The sequence below is a fragment of the Desulfonatronospira sp. genome (assembly GCA_003563255.1).
GTDB lineage: Bacteria > Desulfobacterota > Desulfovibrionia > Desulfovibrionales > Desulfonatronovibrionaceae > Desulfonatronospira.
In genome coordinates this window covers 1-4,808 of the sequence record PWSL01000444.1, presented here as the reverse complement: position 1 = coordinate 4,808, position 4,808 = coordinate 1, and the positions used below count along the sequence as shown (strand labels likewise).

Genomic DNA, 4,808 nt, shown 5'->3' with positions numbered 1-4,808 from the left:
ATGTTTGTGGGGACAGGCACCCCGGCACTTATTTTTTATTGAACAAGAAACAGATTAGAAAAATAAATGCCGGGAGAGCCAGTCCCCGTGCTCAACGCGTCCTGCAAGGGTTAACCGGATGATGCCCGAAGGGGCCTCTTTTTCAGCGCTTGGTACTGGGACTGTCCCCGCTGAGAACTAACCATGTCAAAAGCAACCAGCTTTGCGAATAAGAGCTGTCAGTAACCCAAAAAATGTTGTCGCGGGGACTGTCCCAATGGAGATAAGAGCACTTCTTTATCTTGGGTTGCGGGTGTAGCCCGCTTTTGTGACTTATGAAGAGCATAAATGATAAGGACCTGCCAAAAATTATATGTATTCTGGGGCCTACCGGAAGCGGTAAAAACAAACTGGCTCTGGATCTGGCCGGCTGTTTTCCTGTACAGGTCATCAATTTCGACTCCAGGCAGGTCTACCAGGGTTTACCCATCATCACTGCCCAGCCCGGATCTGATGAACTCCAGGTCTGTCCGCACCATCTCTACGGCTTCCTGAAGCCGGACAAAGGTATCACTGCCGGAGGCTTTGTTGAGCTGGCCAAGGAGAGCATCGAGAAAGTCTCCAGGGAGTCCGGCGTGCCTGTTCTGGTTGGCGGTACAGGGCTGTACCTGAGGTCACTGGTGCATGGGCTGGCCGACATTCCTCCAGTTCCGGAGGATGTACGCCGGGAGCTGCAGGAGCAATGTAGAAAACAGGGGCCGGAATCACTTTTCCAGGAGCTCCAACTTATTGATCCCTCTTACGCTGCAAAAATCAGCCCCAGGGACAGGCAGAGAATAACCAGGGCCCTGGAAGTTTTCCATTCTACCGGCTGCACAATGAGCAGCTGGCATGAAAACCAGCCCAGGAAGCCCTTTTACAGGGTATTGAAGCTCGGAGTGCATGTGGAGTGGAAATGGCTGGTACATGGCTTGCATAAAAGAATACAGAAAATGCTGCTGGACGGGGCGGTTCAGGAGGTACGGTCTGTCTGCCGGGAGTACGGCTTCAACCGCTCACTGCCTGCCATGACAGGAATAGGCTGCCGGGAGGTGCTGGCCTACCTTGCAGGCGAAATTGATATGCATGTCTGTATTGAAAGGTGGTTTAAAAACACCAGAGATTACGCCAAAAGACAGCTTACCTGGTTTAAAAAGGAACTTGGGGTGAACTGGGTGAGCCCGGAGGAACCGGACCTGGCCAGGCAAGCAGCGTCCAGGTTTTTAGGGGTGCCTGAAAAAATGTCTTTTTTTCAAGCGCATCACTGATGGGTTATTGACGAGACCAGGGCATTGCGAATTATTATAGTCTGTTTTATAATACTACATTGAAACATATTTTGACCTCCGTTTTGACCTCCGGGGACAGGCACCCCCCGGACTTATTTTTCAAATGCCGTCAAACATCCTTCAGAAAAACAAGTGCGGGGGGGCCTGTCCCCTGCTTTCCTTAAAAAATTTATCTATGACTGTCCAGGGAGCATGCAGCAAATGAAATATATTATTGTAATTTTCATGTTGCTGGGTTTTATTTGTACGGCCGGGGCCCAGGAAAGGGAGCCCGCCAAAAATGATTATATCCGCCATATAGGAACCGGCAGTATAAACTGGACCGAGGGACGGGTCCATTCAGTAGGGTCTTCCAGAATGCAGGACTTGGAAGATCAGGAAAAGGCTGCACGCATGGCCGAAAGAGACGCTTTGGTAAAAGCCAGAAAAGCACTGTTGGACAACCTTATGCAACTGAACGTGGACTCCACTTCCAGGATAGGCGATCTTGCCCTCCAGGATCCTGAAACGGCCCGTAAACTGCGGGCACTGGCACACAATTCTCAAGTCTGGGAAACTGTGTACTATCACCATCCCAGAGACAAAGTAGAGGTACATGTCTTTCTGGATCTCATGGACCATGATGTGCAGCGCCTGCTTCCTGCGGCGGTTTTCGTTGGACCTGAGTGGAGAAAGACCGGGAGGGTGGCCGTAAATGTTATGCCGTACTGCTCCATGTACCTGGATGCCACAGGCCTGAGGGCCAGTCCTGCCCTGGTCCCGGCATTCGTGGACCGGGACGGGAATATCTTGTACAAGGCTTCTGTGCTTGGAAAACAACCCGGTTCCCGGGGAGGACACGTCAGGTATATCAGGGTGGACAAGGACTTCAACATAACCAGGCTGTATGAATCCGGTCCTCAGGGTTTTAAGGTTATTGCCGAGGGCATCGATGGTCAACTTGAGAGTGATTTTGTGCTTTCCTGGGAGGACAGCCTTCAACTGGATGATATTGCAGAGGGCATCCCGGATGATTGTCCGGTAATAATTATCATGGGAGATGAATAAATTTTGCTGATTTTTAGAACTCTTTTTTTTACTTTTATTCTCTTGATATTCAGCTCGCCTGTACCAGCCTGGCAGCATGTAAAGGTACAGGTGCCTCTGGACCCTGATAAGTCTTTACAGGAGCTGCAGCAGCAGGGCTTGAGAGAAGGTTACAGTCAGGCTGTTGTTCAGGAGTCCCAGCGCATTGTTCCAGGTGACTTATCCACGGAAAGAAAGCAGGTCCTCCGAGGACATCTGGACTGGAGAATGGGGGATCTTGTCCTGGGCTACCGCATTTTTTCAAGGGAGGAGATGGATGATCAGCTGGTAATGGAACTGGATGTCAACGTGGATACCACCACCCTGAGAAACCTGTTGCAGAGAATCGGGGTATATTATACCAGCACGGTGTTCTGGAGATATGATTTAAATACCAGGGGTGCCGGTCCAGATGATTTTGCCACTTTGCAGCGCCTGCAAAAGATTACCGGGGTGGAGGTGGACGGGCAAGCCCCTACCTCGGTTTCCCTGCGCCGGATACAGGACAGAGGATGGAGCGGTACCATCGAGCATGAAGACCTGTCTCATACAGTGGCAGACGGTGATTTGTACAGGGTATGGTTTGATCTATGGGCGTATTTCTTTACCAGGCCTGAAATCATGGCGGAAATGACCGTGGACTTCGTTCTCAAGACCACCGGGTGGGCCACAACAGACGCCATTATGCACTTTGACGACATGCTCATGTCCTGGGACCAGATGGTGGAAGAGGGGAGCATCCTGCAAATAAATACGGATGTTCCATCCTTCAGGGCCGTCTGGACCCTGACCACCTTGACCCCTGACCTGTTGCAGGAGCGTCTGGACGGTTACCTGCCTTCCAGGGGGATTTACCACACCATGGATGAAACCAGAAAATATTAGGTGCAATTTGCTGGAGTATAAAGAGGTTTACAGTTGCGGTTCCAAGTGGACAGTACCCAACGTCCTGACCATGTCAAGAATTGTCATGGTGCCGGTTTTTTTAGGGGCCTTCATCCTGGAGGCTTACCCGCTGGCCTTGAGCCTGTTTGTGTTGGCAGGAATAACCGACGCCCTGGACGGCTACCTGGCCAGGACACTGAAACAGCGTTCCAGACTGGGAGCACTCATTGATCCCCTGGCGGATAAACTGCTGGTTCTGACGGCTTTTTTATGCCTGGGTTTTCAGGAGTGGATTGCATTATGGCTCGTGGTCCTGGTGCTTTTGAGAGAAGCGTTGATTGTCTTCGGCTACATGTTTATTCATTTAGCCAGGCTGGACCTGCGTGGAAAAATCACCGCCACCCTGGACAGCAAGCTCAACACCCTGGCCCAGATCCTGCTGGTGTTGTCGGTAATGACCTCAAAAGTATTTGATATTGCTGTAATCAATGCTTCAGCGGATATTCTGATTTACGTGGTGGCCGGCCTGACCCTGTTTTCCGGCATGCACTACCTTATATTGGGGTTTGGACTGCTATCCTTCTTCAGAAAACAAGAGCACTGATAACCATAAAAAATGCCCTCCCGGGAGCATACCTCCCGGGAGGGATTATTAGTTTTAAGCCTGCCAGAAAAATTTATGCCGCTGACTGCCGGCATTTTTTATTTCTGCTTTTCTTGTGTGTCTTCTTTTTCTTCGCTTTCTTTGGCCTTTTTCTTGTCCTTCTCCTTTTCATCAGAAGGGGTAACGTCTATTTCCTCAGGTTCAGTGGTGGCTTTCTTAAAGTTCTTAATGGCCTTGCCCATTCCTGCTCCGATTTCAGGCAGTTTGTTGGCTCCAAATATTACCAGGACAATGACCAGTATAATTATCATTTCTGTCATGCCGATACCAAACATATTCGCTTCCTCCCGGGTTTTAACTTGCCAGGACTTAATACACCCGTGTCGCATGGTGGTCAAGGAACAACTGGCTGTTCCCTGAAAATATTTTCAGGCTGGTTTTGTACTCTGGATGCACCTGCAAAAAGTCAGATATTAACACTACAGCGATACTTTATCTGAACTCGAAGGTGACTGGCTCTCCCCGCACTTATTTTTAGCTGATGTGAAGATCATTACCAAAGCGGGCTACGCCCGCAACCCAGTTATCTGTTATCTGTTATTTGTTAATTGTTAATAGGGTAAGGCAGTTAATTAGGCGCTTAGCACAAATTTCAAACCAACATGTTGGTCGTTAAAATCTGTTCGTGGTTCCTGGTTCTTCGTTCCTGGTTACCTCTTGTTCCCAGGCTGGAGCCTGGGAACAAGAAAGAAAAGAAAAGAAAAGAAAAAAAATCCCTGCTTGCATTTAGTGGGGACAGGCACCCCGGCACTTATTTTTAATTGAACAAGAAACAGATTAGAAAAATAAGTGCCGGGAGAGCCAGTCCCCGTGCTCAACGCGTCCTGCAAGGGTTGTCCGAATGATGCCCCGCAGGGGCCTCTTTTTATCGCTTCCACGCTCTGCGT

At 49.6% G+C, this 4,808-nt stretch carries 5 protein-coding genes; 4 read left to right on the top strand and 1 reads right to left on the bottom strand.

The features are described 5' to 3' along the window. The first annotated feature begins 314 nt into the window (after positions 1–314). From miaA to QZP87_RS13020, 4 genes are all read left to right on the top strand, one after another. The gene (gene miaA / locus QZP87_RS13035; RefSeq protein WP_291323355.1) at positions 315–1,286 is read left to right on the top strand and encodes a tRNA (adenosine(37)-N6)-dimethylallyltransferase MiaA; all 972 of its coding nucleotides are present in this window, start codon (positions 315–317) and stop codon (positions 1,284–1,286) included. 222 nt (positions 1,287–1,508) lie between these two features. Further along, positions 1,509–2,354, top strand: coding sequence for a hypothetical protein (locus tag QZP87_RS13030; RefSeq protein ID WP_291323354.1), 846 nt, complete (start codon positions 1,509–1,511; stop codon positions 2,352–2,354). A 3-nt stretch (positions 2,355–2,357) separates the two neighbouring features. Next, on the top strand, positions 2,358–3,257 hold the full coding sequence (locus QZP87_RS13025; RefSeq protein ID WP_291323353.1) for a hypothetical protein: 900 nt from the start codon (positions 2,358–2,360) through the stop codon (positions 3,255–3,257). 7 nt (positions 3,258–3,264) lie between these two features. After that, complete coding sequence (locus tag QZP87_RS13020; protein ID WP_291323352.1) at positions 3,265–3,861, top strand: CDP-alcohol phosphatidyltransferase family protein; 597 nt, start codon at positions 3,265–3,267, stop codon at positions 3,859–3,861. 98 nt (positions 3,862–3,959) lie between these two features. On the opposite strand, the gene QZP87_RS13015 is transcribed toward QZP87_RS13020, so the two are convergent. Then, a complete protein-coding gene (locus tag QZP87_RS13015; RefSeq protein WP_291323351.1) occupies positions 3,960–4,196 on the bottom strand; it encodes a twin-arginine translocase TatA/TatE family subunit in 237 nt (78 codons plus the stop codon). Positions 4,197–4,808 lie beyond the last annotated feature (612 nt).

Excerpts from the sequence above, each read along its gene's own strand:
- QZP87_RS13030 (WP_291323354.1), top strand. The coding sequence starts at position 1,509 with ATGAAATATATTATTGTAATTTTCATGTTGCTGGGTTTTATTTGTACG.
- miaA (WP_291323355.1), top strand. The coding sequence starts at position 315 with ATGAAGAGCATAAATGATAAGGACCTGCCAAAAATTATATGTATTCTG.
- QZP87_RS13015 (WP_291323351.1), bottom strand. The coding sequence starts at position 4,196 with ATGTTTGGTATCGGCATGACAGAAATGATAATTATACTGGTCATTGTC.